This is a genomic window from Pseudomonas bharatica CSV86 (assembly GCF_000319305.2).
Lineage (GTDB): Bacteria > Pseudomonadota > Gammaproteobacteria > Pseudomonadales > Pseudomonadaceae > Aquipseudomonas > Aquipseudomonas bharatica.
Genome location: NZ_AMWJ02000002.1, coordinates 1,314,781 through 1,332,736, shown reverse-complemented (window position 1 = coordinate 1,332,736; position 17,956 = coordinate 1,314,781). Strand labels below are relative to the sequence as shown.

The window sequence follows — 17,956 nt, the reverse complement described above, 5'->3', positions numbered from 1 at the left end:
ACGGGTTCCTCAGGCGTCGGCGTTGGCTTTGATCAGGCGGTCGTAGGCGTCCTGGTCGAGCAGTTGCGCGACGGCGCCGGCGTCTGCCGGGATAAAGCGGAAGAACCAGCCGTCGCCCAGCGGGTCTTCGTTGACCAGCTCCGGGCTGTCTTCCAGTTGCCCATTGACCTCGACCACTTCGCCGTCCAGCGGCATGTACACGCCGCTGGCGGCTTTCACCGATTCCACGGTGGAGGCTTCGGCGCCCTTGGCGTATTGCTGCAGTTCCGGCAGTTGCACATAGACCACGTCGCCCAGGGCGTTCTGGGCAAAGGCGGTGATGCCCACGGTCACGCTGCCGTCGGCTTCGGCACGCAGCCACTCGTGATCTTCAGTAAAACGCAACTCGCTCATGGAAACTCCTCGAAGGCCGTCGGTGCGGCCGGATGCGGTGGTGGCCCGCGGAAAAGGCGCGGCGGGCGGGGTCTGGAATATCCATAGCAAGTTCGCGGCCATGTTCGCCAAAAGCCCGTGAACAAAGGGTTTTCCCGAATTTTCCTGACCGAATTACAGAATGAGCGGAATGAAATCGATACGGCAGAAGGAAGGGATTAATGCCGAGAAGTATCAAGGCCTTGCCGGCTAGGCATTACAACAGATCGTATCGAAATCATTACGGTGTATTGATTTCGCTACGAATGGTCATTGTTTGGTTGGGATTCCGTACTTGCGCAGCCGGTGGGCAATCGCCGTGTGAGAGGTCTGCAAGCGACTCGCCAACTGGCGGGTCGAGGGATAGTCGGCGTAGAGCTTTTCCAGCAGGTTCTTCTCGAAGTTCTCGACGGCCTGCTCCAGGCTGGTGATTTCGCCGTCCTGCTCGCGGGCTACCGAGGTGCCGGCGATGTCCAGGTCGCCGATGTCCACCAGGCTGCTTTCGCTGATGGCGGCGGCGCGGAAGATCACGTTCTGCAGTTGCCGCACGTTGCCCGGCCAGCGGTTGCCGAGCAGCGCAGGGAAGGTGTCCGGGGCCAGGCGGCAAAGCGGGCGCTGGATCTGGGTACAGGCCTGCTGCATGAAGTAGCGGGCCAGCAGCAGGATGTCCTGGCCGCGATCACGCAGCGGCGGCACCTCGAGGTTGAGGACGTTGAGGCGGTAGAACAGGTCTTCGCGGAAGCTGCCTTCGGCGACCATCTTTTCCAGGTCGCGGTGGGTGGCGCTGAGGATCCGCACATTGACCTTGACCTCGCGATCGCCGCCGACCCGACGGAAGCTGCCGTCATTGAGGAAGCGCAGCAGCTTGGCCTGCAGGTAGGGCGACATCTCGCCGATTTCGTCGAGAAACACCGTGCCCTGGTTGGCCAGTTCCATCAGCCCCGGCTTGCCACCGCGCTGCGCGCCGGTGAAGGCGCCGGGGGCGTAGCCGAACAGCTCGCTTTCGGCCAGGTTCTCCGGCAGTGCCGCGCAGTTGAGGGCGAGGAACGGCGCGGCATGGCGGCTGCTGATGGCATGGCAGGCGCGTGCCACCAGTTCCTTGCCGGTACCGGTCTCGCCGTGGATCAGCAACGGCGCATCGAGGGCCGCCACGCGCAGGGCGCGGCTTTTCAGGGTACGGATCGCCGGGGATTCGCCAAGCAAGGCGTCGAAGCCCTCGGCGTGGTCGTGATGCAAGGCCGACAGGCGTTCGCCGATGCGATTCGGCGGGTACAGGGTGACCAGCGCACCGGCGTCGGTGATCGGCGTGGCGTCCAGCAGCAGCGTCTGGCCGTTGAGCACCACTTCGCGCATCGGCAGGTGGAAGCCCTGGTCGATCAGGGTGGCGAGCAGCTCCGGCGCATCGAACAGCTCGGCGATGCTGTGTCCCGCCGGCTCCTGCCCGCACAGTGCGACCAGCGCCGGGTTGGCCAGCAGCACGTTGCCGGCGCTGTCCAGGGCCAGCACCGGGTCGCTCATGGCTGCCAGCAGGGCATCGAGTTGCAGATGGCGGCGCTGGCCGGGAAGGATATCCACCACCCGTACCGACTGTACCCCGCGCACGTTGAGCAGGGCGTCGTGCAGTTCTTCGAGGACGAAGGGATTGAGCGTGGGCGCGTCGATATAGACGTTCGGCGGCACCATCTCCACCGCATCCAGGTTGAGGTTGCGCGCGCCCAGCAGGGCGAGCACTTCCTGGGTGATGCCGACGCGGTCGATGAAGCTGACATGGATGCGCATTGGTGGGCGATGGGTTCACGGCTGGCGAAGCGTGCAAGTATGCCTTGCGGCTGCTCGGTGGTCGATTGGCTTGCCAGCGGTGAAGGCTGTGCCGGTTACTCGAAACGCTCGGGCTTGATCGGGTCGCCCGATTTCACCTCCAGCTTGTCGCGGATATCTTCGAACATCCTGTCGTAGAGGGTGTTGTGCGCCGAGGTGACGATGCCCTTGATCGGCATGTCGTGCTTGCGGGCGATGTCATCGATGACGGCGGCGAAGTTGTACCAGTCGCTCTTGCCGAGGAAGAACGTCTCGTCGGCGGGCTTGTCCTGGATGGTCCCGTGCAGGCGGAACTGGATGCCCTTGCCTGCCGTGGGGTCCTGGACGGTTTCGTAATCGACGCAGAAGTTGTAGCTGTGGTCGTCCTTGTTCAGCGCATGGCGCTCGATATGCAGATGGCCTGGGGTGAACTGTGCCATTGGGGCTCCTTGTACGGTTGAAACAGGCGGGCCCGCCAGCAGGCCCGCCCTGGCGTTTCAACGATAGCTGAGGCCTGGGGAGGCGGTACTGACCCGGGTGCCGGCGGTGCCCTTGACGATATCCTCGATATCACTGAGCGAGCCGATCACCGCGACTTTGCCTGTGTGACGGGCGAAATCGCAAGCTGCCTGGACCTTCGGCCCCATGGACCCGGCGGCAAAGCCGAGGCGTTCCAGTTCGTCCGGGTGAGCCTGGGCGATGGCCTTCTGGGTCGGCTTGTTGAAGTCGACATAGGCCGCGTTGACGTCGGTGGCGATCACCAGCAGGTCGGCTTCCAGCTGTTCGGCCAGCAGCGCCGAGCACAGGTCCTTGTCGATCACCGCTTCGATGCCCTGCAGCTTGCCGTCGGCACCATACATGGTGGGAATGCCGCCACCACCGGCACAGATCACGATACTGCTCTTTTCCAGCAGCCATTTGATCGGGCGGATCTCGAAGATGCGCTTGGGTTTCGGGCTGGCGACCACACGGCGGAACTTGTCGCCGTCGGCGGCAATGGCCCAGCCCTTTTCCTTGGCCAGGCGCTCGGCTTCTTCCTTGGAGTAGACCGGGCCGATGGGCTTGGTCGGATTCTGGAAGGCCGGGTCGTTGGCGTCGACTTCGACCTGGGTGAGCAGGGTGGCGAAGGGCACCTCGAAGTCCAGCAGGTTGCCCAGTTCCTGTTCGATCATGTAGCCGATCATGCCTTCGGTCTCGGCGCCGAGAACGTCCAACGGGTAAGGGGTGACCGAGGTGTAGGCCGCCGCCTGCAGCGACAGCAGCCCGACCTGCGGGCCGTTGCCGTGGGCGATGACCAGTTGGTTGCCGGGGTGGATCTTGGCGATCTGTTCGGTAGCGATACGGATATTGGCGCGCTGATTGTCGGCGGTCATGGGCTCGCCACGGCGCAGCAGCGCGTTACCGCCTAGTGCAACAACGATACGCATGGGAATGTCCTTTGAATCTCGTTTAACGGGAGGCCGCCATCGCTGGCAAGCCAGCTCCCACAGGGGACGGCGTAAACTGGACCTGTGGGAGCTGGCTTACAGCATCAGGCTGGAGGATTGCCTACTCAGTTACGGCGTACACCGGACCTGTGGGAGCTGGCTTGCCAGCGATTGGGTTACAGATCAGCCAAGGTCGAAACCAGGATCGCCTTGATCGTGTGCATGCGGTTTTCCGCTTGCTCGAAGGCGATGCACGCGGGCGATTCAAAGACGTCGTCGGTGACCTCGATGCCATTGGCCAGGTGCGGATACTGTTCGGCGATCTGCTTGCCGACCTTGGTTTCCGAGTTGTGGAACGCCGGCAGGCAGTGCATGAACTTGGTGCGCGGGTTGCCGGTAGCCTTCAGCAGCTCGGCGTTGACCTGGTAGGGCAGCAGTTGCTGGATACGTTCGCCCCAGGCTTCCACCGGCTCGCCCATGGACACCCAGACGTCGGTGTGGACGAAGTCCACGCCCTTGACCGCAGCCTTCGGATCCTCGGTAAGGGTGATGCGCGCACCGCTGTCTTCCGCGTATTTCTTGCAGCGCGCAACCAGGTCGTCATGCGGCCACAGGGCCTTCGGTGCGGCGATGCGCACATCCATGCCGAGCTTGGCGCCGATCAGCAGCAGCGAGTTGCCCATGTTGTTGCGCGCATCGCCCAGGTAGGCGTAGCTGATCTCGTGCAGCGGCTTGTCGGCGTGCTCGCGCATGGTCAGCACGTCGGCGATCATCTGGGTCGGGTGGTATTCGTCGGTCAGGCCGTTGAACACCGGCACCCCGGCGAACTTCGCCAGTTCTTCCACCACTTCCTGCTTGAAGCCGCGGTACTCGATGGCGTCGTACATGCGCCCGAGCACCCGGGCGGTGTCCTTCATGCTCTCCTTGTGGCCGATCTGCGAGGAGTTCGGGTCGATGTAGGTGACGTTGGCGCCCTGGTCGTAGGCCGCCACCTCGAAGGCGCAGCGGGTGCGGGTCGAGGTCTTTTCGAAGATCAGGGCGATGTTGTTGCCCTTGAGGTGCTGCTGCTCGGTGCCGGTGTACTTGGCGCGCTTGAGGTCGCGGGACAGGTCGAGCAGGTAGCGCAGCTCGCGCTCGGTGTGATGTTCGAGGCTGAGCAGGTTGCGGTTATGAATGTTGAACGCCATTTCGGGACTCCTTGGATTCGGTGATCTGCCCGGCCTCGCCGGGTGGGCGCGGCCGGGTAGTGGGCGTTAGTAGTCGATTGGGTCGCGCACGATCGGGCAGGTCATGCAGTGGCCGCCGCCACGTCCGCGGCCCAGTTCGCCGGCGCTGATGGTGATGACCTCCACGCCCGCCTTGCGCAGCAGGGTGTTGGTGTAGGTGTTGCGGTCGTAGCCGATGACCACGCCGGGTTCCAGGGCCACCACGTTGTTGCCGTCATCCCATTGCTCGCGTTCGGCGGCGAAGCTGTTGCCGCCGGTTTCCACCACGCGCAGGGCCTTGAGGCCGAGGGCCTCGGCAACCACGTCGAGGAACGACTTGTTCTCGCGGCGCACGTCCATGCCGTAGGGCTTGCTGCTGTCCGGACGGATCACGAACGGCACGATCTCCTTCACCACTTCCGGGAAGACCGTGACCAGGTCGCGGTCGCAGAAGCTGAACACGGTGTCCAGGTGCATCGCCGCGCGGGATTTCGGCAGGCCGGCGACCACCACCTTTTCCACAGCGCCCTTGGCGAACAGCGATTGCGCCAGTTGGCCGATGGCCTGGCGCGAGGAGCGCTCGCCCATGCCGATCAGCACCACGCCCTTGCCGATCGGCATGACGTCGCCGCCTTCAAGTGTGGCCTGGCCGTGGTCCTTGTCCGGATCGCCGTACCAAACTTCGAAGTCGGCGTTGGTGAACTCGGGGTGGAATTTGTAGATGGCGCTGGCCAGCAGGGTTTCCTGGCGTCGCGCCGGCCAGTACATCGGGTTCAGGGTCACGCCGCCGTAGATCCAGCAGGTGGTGTCGCGGGTGAACTGGGTGTTCGGCAGGGGTGGCAGCAGGAAGCTGGAGTGGCCCAGGTAGTCGCGATACATCTTGATCACGCTGGCGCCTTCGCTGTCCGGCAGGTCCTCGCCGGCCACGCCGCCGATCAGGAACTCGGCCAGACGGCGCGGCTCCAGGCCTTCGAGCCAGCTGCGCACTTCGTTGGTGAGGCCGACGCCGACGGTGTCGGGGGTGATCTTGCGGTCGAGGATCCACTTCAGAGCTTCGGGATTCTGGATGGTTTCGGTCAGCAGGTTATGCATTTCCAGGACTTCGACACCACGCTCGCGCATCTTGGTGACGAAGTCGAAGTGGTCGCGCTTGGCCTGGTTGACCCAGATGACGTCATCGAACAGCAGCTCGTCGCAGTTGCTCGGGGTCAGGCGCTGGTGCGCCAGGCCAGGGGAGCACACCATCACTTTGCGCAGTTTGCCTGCCTCGGAATGAACACCGTACTTGACTTTATCCGTGGACATGATCATTTCCTCCAAAGGTGTGAAATACGGGGGTTACAGCGTAAGGAAGCCGTCATACAGGCCGTAGGCTGCCACCAGGGCACCAACGACCACGGCGGCGAATATCAACTTCTCCACGTGGGTGAAAACCGGTTGGCCGACCTCGCGCTTGGCCTTGGCGAACAGGATCGCGCCAGGGGCATAGAGCAGGGCGGAGAGCAGCAGGTACTTGACCCCGCCGGCGTACAGCAGCCAGATCGCATAGAGCAGGGCGATACCGCCGATGATCAGGTCCTTCTTGCGCTCGGCCAGGGCCTGCTCGTAGGTCTCGCTGCGCCAGGCAAGCAGCACGGCGTAGGCCGCCGACCACAGGTAGGGCACCAGGATCATCGAGGTGGCGAGGTAGATCAGCGACAGGTAGGTACTGGCCGAGAACAGGGTGATGATCAGGAAGATCTGCACCATGGCGTTGGTCAGCCACAGGGCATTGGCCGGCACATGGTTGGCGTTCTCGCGGCGCAGGAACTCCGGCATGGTGTGGTCCTTGGCGGCGGCGAACATGATCTCCGCGCACAGCAGCACCCACGACAGCAGGGCCCCCAGCAGCGAGATGATCAGGCCGACGCTGATCAGCACCGCGCCCCAGTGGCCGACCACGTGCTCGAGCACGGCCGCCATCGACGGATTCTGCAGCTTGGCCAGTTCAGGCTGGGTCATGATGCCCAGCGACAGCACGTTGACCAGGACCAGGAACAGCAGCACGGTGATGAAGCCGATGACCGTGGCCTTGCCCACGTCCGAGCGTTTTTCCGCGCGGGCCGAGAAGATGCTCGCGCCCTCGATGCCGATGAACACCCAGACGGTGACCAGCATCATGTTGCGCACCTGGTTCATCACGCTGCCCAGGTCCGGGTTCATGGTTCCCCAGATGTCGGCGGTGAAGATATCCAGCTTGAAGGCGAACAGCGCGATCAGCACGAACAGGGCCAGCGGCACCACCTTGGCCACGGTGGTAACCAAGTTGATGAAGGCCGCTTCCTTGATCCCGCGCAGCACCAGGAAGTGCACGGCCCACAGCAGCACCGAAGCGCCGATGACCGCCGCCGGGGTGTTGCCCTCGCCGAAGATCGGGAAGAAATAGCCGAGGGTGCTGAACAGCAGGACGAAGTAGCCGACGTTGCCCAGCCAGGCACTGATCCAGTAGCCCCAGGCCGAGGAGAAGCCCATGTAATCGCCGAAACCGGCCTTGGCGTAGGCATACACCCCGCCATCCAGATCGGGTTTGCGGTTGGCCAGGGTCTGGAAGACGAAGGCCAGGGTGAGCATGCCGACGGCGGTGATCGCCCAGCCGATCAGTACCGCGCCGACATCGGCGCTGGCCGCCATGTTTTGCGGCAGGGAAAAGATCCCGCCACCAATCATCGAACCCACCACAAGTGCGACCAGCGCACCGAGTCGAAGTTTTCCGGAAGCCTCTGACATGCTTGAGCTCCATTTCAGAAAAGAGAGACTTTCAAGGTAATGCGGATGGAATTACAGGAAGCTGATACAGGTCAGTTCATTGCGACATTCCATTGTTGACAAATGACTGGAAGAGCCTTCGAAAGATCAGCAGTTTGCTGCGCAGGCCTTGTGATACGGCGCTTTCAGAGAAGGGGTGGGTTCTCGAAAGTGCCTGAGAACTTTGAAGCTAGTCCGTTTCCCGGCTTTCGCAAATTTTTCACGAAAAAAAGGCGGTTAGACTTGTCGAAGCGGAATTAGTGCACAAAACTCTGACCGAAGCGTGTCGTTATTAGAGTCCTTTGTTATTAAATATAAAGGCTTATAACCTGCGATTTTTACAAGATGATGATCAGGTTCATTGACTGAAAAACAGGGAATAAAAAGGGGAATTTCATGTCCGAGCCTGGCCAGAAACTGCGCCTTGGAGCGTTGATCGCGTTGGTGGTGGGTTCGATGATCGGCGGTGGCATCTTTTCCCTGCCGCAGAACATGGCTGCCCGTGCCGACGTAGGTGCAGTACTGATTGGTTGGGGTATCACTGCGATCGGCATGCTGGCCCTGGCCTTCGTTTTCCAGAGCCTGGCCAATCGCAAGCCACAGCTGGATTCCGGGGTCTATGCCTACGCCAAGGCCGGCTTCGGCGAGTACATGGGCTTTTCCTCCGCCTGGGGCTACTGGATCAGCGCCTGGCTGGGTAATGTCGGTTACTTCGTCCTGTTGTTCAGTACCCTGGGCCTGTACTTCCCGGCGTTCGGCGAAGGCAACACGCCGTTGGCCATCGGCTGTGCCTCGCTGCTGCTGTGGGCGGTGCATTTCCTGGTGCTGCGCGGGATCAAGGAGGCCGCGTTCATCAACCAGATCACCACGGTGGCCAAGGTGGTGCCGCTGATCCTGTTCATCGTGATTGCCGCGGCGGCGTTTCGCATGGACATCTTCACCCGGGATATCTGGGGCCTGGCCAACCCGAGTTTTGGCAACGTGCTCGACCAGGTGCGCAACATGATGCTGGTGACAGTGTTCGTGTTCATCGGTATCGAAGGGGCAAGCATCTATTCCGGGCGGGCGCAAAAGCGCTCGGATGTCGGCAAGGCCACGGTGATCGGTTTTCTCGGTGTGCTGGCCCTGCTGGTGCTGGTCAACGTGCTGTCGCTGGGGGTGATGACCCAGCCGGAACTGGCGGCGCTGCACAATCCGTCGCTGGCGTCGGTTCTGGAGCACATCGTCGGGCCCTGGGGCGCCTTGCTGATCAGCATCGGGCTGGCGGTTTCGCTGCTCGGCGCCTTGCTCTCCTGGGCCTTGCTCTGCGCCGAGATTCTCTATGCCACGGCGCGGGACAAGACCATGCCGCGGTTTCTTGCGTTCGAAAATGCCAACCATGTGCCGTCCAACGCGCTGTGGCTGACCAACAGCATGATCCAGGTTTTCCTGCTGATCACGCTGGTCTCGGCGGGGACCTACACCAGCCTGATCTACCTGGCGTCGTCGATGATCCTGGTGCCCTACCTGTGGTCGGCGGCCTATGCGGTGCTGCTGGCGTTGCGCGGGGAGACCTATGAAGGCTTTGCAGGAACGCGGCGCAAGGACCTGTGCGTCGGGCTGGTGGCGTTGCTGTATGCGGTGTGGTTGTTGTACGCGGGCGGGTTGAAATACCTGCTGCTCTCGGCGCTGCTCTATGCGCCGGGGGTGATCCTGTTCGCAAGGGCAAAGCGTGAGCAGGGGAAACCGTTGTTTACCGGCTGGGAGAAGCTGATTTTTGCGGCGGTGGTGGCGGGTGCCGGCCTGGCGGCCTTCAGTCTCTACACTGGCGTCCTGACCCTGTAGATCCCTGTGGGAGCTGGCTTGCCAGCGATAGCGATGGTGAACTCACTACCGCAATCGCTGGCAAGCCAGCTCCCACAGGGGATGTAGATGGGCCTTCAGATCGTGATCAGATATCCCAGACCACATTCACCGAGAAGTTGCGCCCCGGCATGGTCAGGCGATCCAGGTTGGCCGGGGCGGTCGCAGCGGCTTCGCCGATCCCGTCATAGCCGCGCACGTCATCCCACTGCCAGTACTTCTTGTCGGTCAGGTTGTACAGGCCGGCATTGACCGTCACGTCGTCGCTCACCTTGTAGAACCCGCTCAGGTCCAGCACGCCGTAACCCGGAGTGCGGAACTGCTTGCTGGTGCCGTCCGGGGCGTAGAAGCTGGTGTCGTCGACGCGGTTCTTGCGCTTGACCAGGGTCAAGCTGAGCAATCCACCGTACTGCTCCTGCTCGTATCCAAGGCCCATCACCGCAGTCAGCGGGTTGACGCTGTTGATCGGCTTGCCGGTGTCTTCGTTCTTGCCCCAGGCATAGGCCAGCGAGCCCTGGGTGTAGAGGCCGTTCGGCGCGCCGAAGGCATCCAGGTTCAGGCGGCCCTTGAATTCGGCGCCCTTGATGGTGGCGTGCTTGATGTTGTTGGCCTCGAAGCTCTGGCCGACGTTGGAACCCTGCACGGCGTCTTCGTTGATGAAGTCGCGGTACTTGTTATAGAACACCGCCACATCGAAATTGCCGGCCTCGAAGTTGCCGCGCAGACCGGTTTCGTAGCTTTTGCTCTTCTCCGGTTCCAGGTTCGGGTTGCCCTGCACGCTGTAGCCCAGGCCCGGGTTCTCGAAGCGGCCGTACATGGCCTTGGCGGTCGGGGTGCGGAAACCTTCGGCGTATTGTCCGTACCAGGTGTAGTTGTCGTTGAAGGCATAGGTCACGCCGAACTTGGGCGAGACGCGGTGCCACTTCTTGTCCTCGGTGTTGACCGGTTCGTTGTTCGAGCTGATGCCGCGCAGGAACTCGTCGGTGACGTGTGGCTTCATGCGCGTCTGGTCGTAGCGCAGGCCCGGCAGGAAGGTCCACTGGTTCCAGCGGATTTCATCCTGGGCGAAGAGGCTGTAGGTATTGACAGTCGGATCGGGGAAGTCGCTGACTTCAACCAGTGCGCTGGACGCCAGCGGCCGCCCGGTGACACAGCCGAAGCCGGTGGTCAGGCAGGTGGCGGTGCCGCTGCGTGAGCCGGTGACCTTGTTCTGCTTGAAGGTCGCGCCGTAGGTCAGCAGGTGCTCGGTGTCGCCGATAGCGAAAGCCTTATCGGCCTGGGCATCGAGGATCCACTGACGGTCCTTGTAGGTGGTCTTGCGGTCGCGGTAGAGGGTGTAGACCATCGGCCGGTAGATTTCCGCGGTGCGCTGGTCGGTCTTGCCGATCTGGTAGTTCAGGCTCCACTTCAGGTTGTCGGCCAGCAGGCTGTCGACGGCGAAGTCATGGGCGATGCCGAAGCGCTCGCGGGTGACCACGTCGCTGCCGGTGCGGTCCTGGTAGAAGTTCAGCGGGTTCGGCGTGAAGGGGCCGCCGACCGCGCTTTTCTGGTCGAGGTCGCGGTCGTCCTTGTAGTGCTCGTAGGTCAGGGCGATACGCCCGTCGTCGGCGTAGTTCCAGCCCAGCTTGGCCAGCACGTTGGTGGTCTGTACGTCTTCCGGGTTGGCCTCCGTGCGGCTCAGGCCGGTACCGCCGTGCTCGCCGTAGGATTCGGTCTCGCGACCGTCACGCCGGCTGAGGTGCAGCAAGCCGTCGAACTCGCCTTCGCGGCCGGCGACGGTGGCGGATTTCAGCCAGCTGTTGTCGGCCGAGCTATAGCCGGCCTTCAGGCGCGCGCCGACGTCCTGGCCCGGCTTGATGATGTCGTCCGGATCGAGGGTGAAGTAGCTCACCGCGCCGCCGATGGCGTTGCTGCCGTACAGCACCGAGGCCGGGCCGCGGAGGATTTCCACGCGCTTGACGATCTCCGGATCGACGTAGTTGCGCTGGGTCTGGGCGTAGGGGCCGAAGAAGTAGCTGTCGGGGATCGCCACGCCGTCGATCTGGGTCAGTACCCGCTCGCCGTCGATGCCGCGGATGTTGTAGCCGTTCAGGCCGCTGCGCTGGCCGGTGCCGCTGACCGAGACACCCGGTTCGTAGCGCACCAGTTGCTTGATGTCGTTGACGTTGTTGCGGTCCAGTTGTTTGCGGGTCTGCACGCTGACGGTGCTCGGCACCTGGCTGACGTCCTGGGCATTGCGGGTGGCGCTGATGGTCACCTGTTGCAGGGCGATGGCCTGGGACTGGCTGCGCTCGATGGCGACGTTGTTGCTGCCCAGCTTGCGGTAGGTCAGGCCGGTACCCAGCAGCAGCCGTTGCAGGGCCTGCTCCGGCGGCAGCGAACCGCGCACGCCCGCCGATACCACATTCTGTCCCAGTTCGGCGGACAAGCCGACCTGCCAGCCGGTCACCGAACTGAAGGCGTTCAACGCTGACACCAACGGTTGCTGGGCGATGTTGAAGCGGTAGTCACCCATGCGCTGGGCAGGCACCTGCGCCGGCTCGGCGGCCAGCGCCGGCAGGCTGGCGGCGCTGCTGGCGAGCATGGCCAGGGTCAGCAGGGAGAGCGTGCAACGTGGCAGGCCCGGCTTGCGGGCGTGGCTGGGGATTCGGTGGGTGGATCCGGTGGGCATCGAAAGGCGCTCCCTGTCGCGCGTCGTTATAGGTGGCTACTGGTTCAAACAAGAATCAGTTGCATTGGCTATAACGAGACGTACGACCTCAGGGGATCGCGTAAAAAAACTTTCGACTCAGTTGATGATCACCACGGCTGGCAATTCCCGCACCTGCGCCGAGGTGATGTGGGCCAGGGCACGCACGGCTTCCAGCGGCTGGTCGAGGCGGTAGTTGCCGGTCACCGCGACCTGCTCCAGCCTGTGGTTGGTATTGATGATCCAGCCGGGGTAGTAGCGGCGCAGCTCGGCCAGCACCTCGCTGAACGGGCAGTTTTCGAAGATCAGCCGACCCTGGACCCAGGCCAGGTCCTTCTGCAGGTCGGCGCGCTGCCGTTCGCCGAAGCCATCGGGGCCGACGCGGACACTCTCACCGCTGCTAAGGCGGATGCGCTGGTCCTGGCTGGCGAGCACATCGATATCGCCGCGCTGTACCCGCACCAGCGCTTCGCCATCGAGGTAGCGCACCGCGAAATCGCTGTCGCGCACCCTGGCGCGCAGCGGCCCGGCTTGCAGTTCGAAGGGCTGGTCAAGCCCGCCGGGGATTTCGAAATAGGCCTCGCCCTGGTACAGCCGGGCGACCCGCTGGCGCGCATCGACAGCGCTGGAAAAGGCCGAATCGGTGTTGAGCAGTACCCTTGAGCCGTCGTTCAGTTCGACCCGCTGGCGCTCGCCGACCACGGTCAGGTGATCGGCTTGCAGGCGCACGGGCAGATTCCCGGCGGTCAGAACGCCCACCAGCAGTACCGCTGCAACGGAGAGCGGCTTCCAGTGCGGGCGCAGGCGTGCCAGGGGCGAGGCCTTGCGTTTTCGCTGCAGCTCGCCGGCCGCCTGGCGCACGGCACCGCCGTTCCACAGCGCTTCGGCATCGACATAGGCCTGGGCGTTGTCCGGGCTGGCTTGCAGCCAGGCTTCGAAGGCGCGGGTGTCGTCATCGCTCGGGCATTGCAGGCGGATCAGCCAGTCCAGGGCCTGGTCCATGGCCTGGTCGCGGGCAGTCGCATGCGGCGCGGGGCGCTGATGGGCGGGTTCGGTCACGGAAGGTCCTTGGGATGTGGCGGCTGTCTTGTCGTGGGCGTCATGATCGCGGCAAACGCAAGGGCAGGCAAGGAACCTTCAGTTGCCGTCGAGCCGATCGGCGACGCCCATGCAGATCGCCATGATCAGTTTCAGTTCCTTCTGCACCGTGCTGGCGGAGACCTTCAGTTGCTCGGCGATCTCCAGGTAGCTGGCGCCATGCAGCCGGCTGAGGATGAAGATACGTTGCTGGCGCGGGGTCAGTTGCGCCAGCGAGCCGCTCAGGCGCTTGAGCAGCTTTTGCGCGTGGGCGGCGTCCTCGGCGCTGCTGACCGGCGCCGCGACATTGTGCAAGATCTGCTCCGGCACATCGTCCACCAGCGTTCGGGCCTGGACCCGGCGCGCACGCAGATGGTCCAGCGCCAGGTTGCGCGCAGTCTGGAAGACGAACGGCTCTAGATGCTCGATGGGACGCTCGCCCAGTGCCCGGGTGACCCGCAGGTAGGTTTCCTGCAGCAGGTCCTCGGCGGTGCTCGGGTTGTCCACCATGCGCTGCAGCGTACGCAACAGGGTCACCCGTTGGGCGAGAAAAACGGTGTTGAAGTGAGAGTGGCTCACGGGAATACCCGACCGGAATTTGCTAATGATATTGATTGTCATTAACGGTTTCGGTCAAGCGTTAAGTAGGGCAGCGCCGTAGGGCATTAGCCGAAATGTCCTACAGCAAACCGCCACAAGCCCCGTCTAGCCAGCGTTCCACAGTGCCAGGCAGTTATCCAGCATGCGGTTGCAGAAGCCCCATTCGTTGTCGTACCAGGCCATCACCTTCAACAATTTCCCGCTGGCTTTGGTGTGATTGGCATCGAAGATCGACGACAACGGGTTGTGGTTGAAGTCGCAGGACACCAGCGGCAGATCGTTGTAACCGAGGATTTTCGACCCGCGACTGGCTTCCTTGAACAGCGCATTGACGTCCTCGGCCGTGGTCGGCCGGGCGAGGGTGACGGTCAGGTCCACCAGCGACACATTGATCACCGGCACCCGTACCGCCATGCCGGTGAGCTTGCCGGCCAGTTCCGGCAGGACCAGGCCCACCGCCTCGGCGGCCCCGGTCTTGCTCGGGATCATCGATTGGGTCGCGGCGCGGGCGCGGTAGGGATCGCTGTGGTAACCATCGGTCAGGCTCTGGTCGTTGGTATAGGCGTGTATGGTGGTCATCAGGCCCTGTTCGATGCCCAGCTCGCGGTGCAGCACCTGGGCCACGGGAGCCAGGCAGTTGGTGGTGCAGGAGGCGTTGGAAATGATCTGGTGCGAGGCGCGCAGGATGTCGTGGTTGACGCCATGGACTACAGTGGCATCCGCGCCCTTGGCCGGCGCCGAGATGATCACCTTGCGCGCTCCGGCGGTAATATGCGCCGCTGCCTTGGTGCGATCGGTAAACAGCCCGGTGCATTCGAACACCACATCGACACCCTCGGCCCGCCACGGCAGTTCCGCCGGGTTGCGGATGGCACTGACGGCAATGCGGTCGCCGTTGACCGTCAGGCTCTCCTGGTCGAAGGACACCTCGGCGGCAAAATGGCCGTGGACGCTGTCGTAGCGGAGCAGGTGGGCATTGATGGCGCTGTCGCCCAGATCGTTGATGGCGACGACCTGCAGGTCGTGGCGGTAGCCTTGGGTATAGAGTGCGCGCAGCAGGTTGCGGCCGATGCGGCCGAAGCCGTTGATTGCAATCCGGATAGTCATGGCACCACCTCGCGTACTGTACGGAATTTTGTTGTTGTAATTACAAGATTAATCGGAAACAGATAGAAAAAAAGCGTAGATTCTGGCAATATTTTGTTCGAATTACCACGTCGAGCGATCCAGTCCTTTTCTACCGGCACTTGGCCTGAGCGTAGGCGCAATCGTTTGGAAGGGAAAATCGCCAGAGCGTCGCCACCACCGTTTAGCCTGGAGTCGAGTTCATGCATCCGCGTATTGTCGAGGTCACCGAGCGGTTGATCGCCCGCAGCCGTCCCACCCGTGAACGCTACCTGCAACTGATCCGCGGCGCCGCCAGCGACGGCCCGATGCGTGCCCGCCTGCAATGCGCCAACTTCGCCCATGCCGTGGCCGGCTGCGGCGCCGACGACAAGCAGACCCTGCGCCTGACCAATTCGGCCAACGTCGCCATCGTCTCCGCCTACAACGACCTGCTCTCCGCCCACCAGCCCTACGAGCACTACCCCGAGCAGATCAAGCAGGCCCTGCGCGATATAGGTTCGGTCGGCCAGTTCGCCGGTGGGGTGCCGGCCATGTGCGACGGTGTCACCCAGGGTGAGCCGGGCATGGAGATCGGCATCGCCAGCCGCGAGGTGATCGCCATGTCCACCGCCGTGGCGCTGTCGCACAACCTGTTCGATGCGGCGCTGATGCTTGGCATCTGCGACAAGATCGTCCCCGGCCTGATGATGGGCGCACTGCGCTTCGGTCATCTGCCGATGCTGTTCGTCCCCGGTGGACCGATGCCCTCGGGCATTTCCAACAAGGAAAAGGCCGAGGTACGCCAGCTCTACGCCGAAGGCAAGGCCAGCCGCGAACAGTTGCTGGAGTCGGAGATGAAGTCCTACCACAGCCCCGGCACCTGCACCTTCTACGGCACCGCCAATACCAACCAGTTGCTCATGGAAGTGATGGGCCTGCACCTGCCGGGTGCGTCCTTCGTCAACCCCTATACGCCGCTGCGCGATGCCCTGACCGTGGCGGCCGCGCAGCAGGTCACCCGGCTGACCAAGGCCAGCGGCAACTTCATGCCGATCGGCGAAATCGTCGACGAAAAGGTGATCGTCAACTCGGTGGTGGCCCTGCACGCCACCGGCGGCTCCACCAACCACACCCTGCATATTCCGGCCATCGCCCAGGCCGCCGGAATCCAGTTGACTTGGCAGGACATGGCCGATCTTTCCGAAGTGGTTCCGACCCTTTGCCACGTCTATCCGAACGGCAAGGCCGATATCAACCACTTCCAGGCGGCCGGAGGCATGGCCTTCCTGATCCGCGAGCTGCTCGATGCCGGCCTGCTGCACGAGGACGTCAACACCGTGGCCGGTCGAGGCCTGCGCCGCTATGTCGAGGAACCCTTCCTCGATGGCGACGCGTTGGTGTGGCGCGAGGGGCCGCGGCAAAGTCTCGACGAGTCGATCCTGCGCCCGGTGGCCCGGCCGTTCTCCGCCGAAGGCGGATTGCGGGTGATGGAGGGCAACCTGGGCCGGGGCGTAATGAAGGTCTCGGCCGTGGCTCCGGAGCACCAGGTGGTCGAGGCGCCGGCGCGGGTCTTCCACGACCAGCAGGCGTTGGCCGATGCCTTCAAGGCCGGCGAACTGGAGCGCGACTTCGTCGCCGTGATGCGCTTCCAAGGCCCGCGCTGCAACGGCATGCCCGAGCTGCACAAGATGACGCCGTTCCTTGGTGTGCTGCAGGACCGCGGCTTCAAGGTCGCGCTGGTCACCGACGGGCGCATGTCCGGTGCCTCGGGCAAGATCCCGGCGGCCATCCATGTCTGCCCCGAAGCCTATGACGGCGGGCCGCTGGCCCGGGTGCGCGACGGCGATATCGTGCGCGTCGATGGCGCCACCGGCAGCCTGCTGGTGCGGGTACCGGACGATGAACTGGCGGCCCGCGAGCTTGCCGCCGCGCCACTGGGCAATGACCTTGGCTGTGGCCGTGAGCTGTTCGGCTTCATGCGCCAGGCCTTCAGCCCGGCGGAGAAGGGCGCAAGTGCCTTCACCCAGGCGCTGGAGGGGTGCAAATGAGCGTTTCGCTGGTAGGCGATATCGGCGGGACCAACGCCCGTTTCGCCCTGTGGCGCGACGATGCCCTGCATGCCGTGCAGGTGTTCCAGGTGGCGGACTACAGCAGCCCGGAACAGGCCATCGGCGTTTACCTGGACGGCCAGGGCATTGCCCGTGGCGAGCTGCAGGCGGTGTGCCTGGCGGTGGCCGGACCGGTGTCCGGCGAGGAGTTCCGCTTTACCAACAGTCACTGGCGGATCAACCGCAGCATTTGCTGCGCTGCCTTGCAGGTCGAGCACCTGCTGCTGATCAACGATTTCTTCGCCATGGCCCTGGGCATGACCCACCTGCAACCGCACGAGCGGGTCAATGTTTGCGCCGGCGAGGCCGACCTGAGCCGCCCGGCGCTGATCATCGGCCCCGGCACCGGCCTTGGTGTGGCCAGCCTGTTGCGTCTGGAAGAGGGGCGCTGGCTGGCCGTGCCGGGTGAAGGCGGGCATGTCGATCTGCCGGTCAATGACGCCCGCGAGGCAGCAATTCGCCAGGCCATCGCCGAACATACCGGGCACGTCAGTGCCGACACCGTATTGAGCGGTGGCGGACTTTTGCGCTTGTACCACGCCATCTGCAGCCTCGACGGCCACGCGCCGACCCTGGCGACGCCCGCCGCCATCACCGAAGCCGCGCTGTCGGGAGAGCCGGTGGCGCTGGCGGTGATCGAGCAGTTCTGCCGCTTTCTCGGCCGGGTCGCCGGCAACGGTGTGCTGACCCTCGGCGGACGCGGCGGGGTGTATATCGTCGGCGGCGTGGTGCCGCGTTTCAGCCGCCTGTTCCTGCGCAGCGGCTTTGCCGAAAGCTTTGCTGACAAAGGCTGCATGAGCGGCTATTTCCAGGGCATCCCGGTGTGGCTGGTGACCGCCGAATTCTCCGGGCTGCTGGGTGCCGGCGTGGCATTGCAGCAAGCGCTGGCGGGAACCTCCGGGGCTTGAT

The 17,956-nt window shown here is 63.7% G+C and carries 14 protein-coding genes; 3 read left to right on the top strand and 11 right to left on the bottom strand.

Features of this window, described 5'->3' with window-relative positions:
- Positions 1–9: 9 nt before the first annotated feature.
- The 7 genes from gcvH to arcD (CSV86_RS19920) form a co-directional block, all read right to left on the bottom strand.
- Positions 10–393 (bottom strand): glycine cleavage system protein GcvH, encoded by a 384-nt coding sequence (gene gcvH / locus CSV86_RS19950; RefSeq protein ID WP_009398272.1) that lies wholly within the window; start codon positions 391–393, stop codon positions 10–12.
- A gap of 288 nt (positions 394–681) precedes the next feature.
- A complete protein-coding gene (gene gcsR / locus CSV86_RS19945) occupies positions 682–2,190 on the bottom strand; it encodes a transcriptional regulator GcsR (RefSeq protein WP_009398273.1) in 1,509 nt (502 codons plus the stop codon).
- A 95-nt stretch (positions 2,191–2,285) separates the two neighbouring features.
- Entirely contained in the window at positions 2,286–2,648 is a 363-nt protein-coding gene (locus tag CSV86_RS19940) for a DUF5064 family protein (RefSeq protein ID WP_009398274.1), read from the bottom strand.
- A gap of 57 nt (positions 2,649–2,705) precedes the next feature.
- Positions 2,706–3,635: a carbamate kinase gene (gene arcC / locus CSV86_RS19935; RefSeq protein ID WP_009398276.1), complete on the bottom strand. Its 930-nt coding sequence runs from the start codon at positions 3,633–3,635 to the stop codon at positions 2,706–2,708.
- 176 nt (positions 3,636–3,811) lie between these two features.
- Complete coding sequence (locus CSV86_RS19930; RefSeq protein ID WP_009398277.1) at positions 3,812–4,822, bottom strand: ornithine carbamoyltransferase; 1,011 nt, start codon at positions 4,820–4,822, stop codon at positions 3,812–3,814.
- 66 nt (positions 4,823–4,888) lie between these two features.
- Complete coding sequence (gene arcA, locus CSV86_RS19925) at positions 4,889–6,145, bottom strand: arginine deiminase (RefSeq protein ID WP_009398279.1); 1,257 nt, start codon at positions 6,143–6,145, stop codon at positions 4,889–4,891.
- A 33-nt stretch (positions 6,146–6,178) separates the two neighbouring features.
- Positions 6,179–7,606: an arginine-ornithine antiporter gene (arcD, locus tag CSV86_RS19920; RefSeq protein ID WP_009398281.1), complete on the bottom strand. Its 1,428-nt coding sequence runs from the start codon at positions 7,604–7,606 to the stop codon at positions 6,179–6,181.
- Between the two features lie 414 nt (positions 7,607–8,020).
- On the opposite strand from arcD (CSV86_RS19920), the gene arcD (CSV86_RS19915) reads away from it, so the two are divergent.
- Entirely contained in the window at positions 8,021–9,448 is a 1,428-nt protein-coding gene (gene arcD, locus CSV86_RS19915; RefSeq protein ID WP_009398283.1) for an arginine-ornithine antiporter, read from the top strand.
- A gap of 106 nt (positions 9,449–9,554) precedes the next feature.
- Here the strand turns inward: arcD (CSV86_RS19915) and CSV86_RS19910 are convergent, their stop codons facing one another.
- The 4 genes from CSV86_RS19910 to gap all read right to left on the bottom strand — a co-directional run bounded on the left by CSV86_RS19910 (position 9,555) and on the right by gap (position 14,939).
- Positions 9,555–12,137 carry a TonB-dependent receptor gene (locus CSV86_RS19910; RefSeq protein WP_009398284.1) on the bottom strand — a complete coding sequence of 861 codons (2,583 nt, stop codon included), beginning with the start codon at positions 12,135–12,137 and terminating at the stop codon, positions 9,555–9,557.
- Positions 12,138–12,254: 117 nt separating this feature from the next.
- The gene (locus CSV86_RS19905) at positions 12,255–13,214 is read right to left on the bottom strand and encodes a FecR family protein (protein ID WP_009398285.1); all 960 of its coding nucleotides are present in this window, start codon (positions 13,212–13,214) and stop codon (positions 12,255–12,257) included.
- 78 nt (positions 13,215–13,292) lie between these two features.
- Complete coding sequence (locus tag CSV86_RS19900; protein ID WP_009398286.1) at positions 13,293–13,811, bottom strand: RNA polymerase sigma factor; 519 nt, start codon at positions 13,809–13,811, stop codon at positions 13,293–13,295.
- 126 nt (positions 13,812–13,937) lie between these two features.
- Positions 13,938–14,939 carry a type I glyceraldehyde-3-phosphate dehydrogenase gene (gap, locus tag CSV86_RS19895; protein WP_009398287.1) on the bottom strand — a complete coding sequence of 334 codons (1,002 nt, stop codon included), beginning with the start codon at positions 14,937–14,939 and terminating at the stop codon, positions 13,938–13,940.
- A gap of 221 nt (positions 14,940–15,160) precedes the next feature.
- Here gap and edd point away from each other — a divergent pair, with 221 nt between their 5' ends.
- Positions 15,161–16,987, top strand: a complete 1,827-nt coding sequence (gene edd / locus CSV86_RS19885) for a phosphogluconate dehydratase (protein WP_009398288.1) — start codon at positions 15,161–15,163, stop codon at positions 16,985–16,987.
- Complete coding sequence (locus CSV86_RS19880) at positions 16,984–17,955, top strand: glucokinase (RefSeq protein ID WP_009398289.1); 972 nt, start codon at positions 16,984–16,986, stop codon at positions 17,953–17,955. Before edd ends, CSV86_RS19880 begins: the two co-directional genes overlap by 4 nt.
- The last annotated feature ends 1 nt before the right edge of the window (position 17,956 follow it).